Here is a 690-nt window from a genome sequence, read left to right as displayed (position 1 = left end):
AGGATATAAACGGTTACGAAAACAGTGCAACCATAAAATACACCTAATGCCAAGGCAGTAGTTTTGGTAGGAGGGATAATGATTTTCCTTGCCCCTTCTTCCATTTTCACACGGATCCTGGTTTTTGCAGGCAACGTATTCATTGATGTTAGTCTCGTCTTCTCGATGTGGCTACCATTCACATTCTGGTTTTACCTACCAGCCCAAATTATCGAAAACATTTTCCCTGGTATTTCAGGAGGAACCATCTGTTAAGTATACGCTTTTGGATAATTTCCCCCAAGATACTCGAATGGCTGGACTATTGTTATTGCTTATACTCTCCTTGTCGCCGCTTCACCCGCCTGCCCTGCCTGTCCCGAGCCTGTCGAAGGGTGTCACCGCTTCACCGTGCTTGCCAGGCCGCAGCTTTAGCGGAGGGGGATCTTTGCGTCTTGCCATTACTGTTTAACCCATCCGTCAAAATCGTCGGTGTAGATGCCTGTCGCACCGAGGCCGAGATATCCGGCTATCACCTTTTCATCGTTGAGGGAATGGACCAGAATACCCCGTTTCATGGTTTGGAGCTTTCTCACCAGCCATCCCGACTTCATGAACCTTAAGCGGAACATGGTTATGGCAGCAATATCTTCTTTTCCGGAGATAAATCGAAGGACCCTCTTTCCTACCCAGTAATTGACAAGTTTGAAC

General features: G+C 47.2%; 1 protein-coding gene. It reads right to left on the bottom strand.

Annotation, left to right across the window (positions count from 1 at the left end):
- Positions 1-440: 440 nt before the first annotated feature.
- Positions 441-690, bottom strand: a 250-nt coding sequence (locus P1S59_14600; GenBank protein ID MDF1527454.1) for a hypothetical protein, incomplete at its 5' end; no start/stop codon positions are given.

The sequence above is a fragment of the bacterium genome, assembly GCA_029210965.1.
Classification (GTDB): Bacteria; BMS3Abin14; BMS3Abin14; order BMS3Abin14; family BMS3Abin14; genus JALHUC01.
This window is presented reverse-complemented; position numbering and strand designations above follow the sequence as displayed.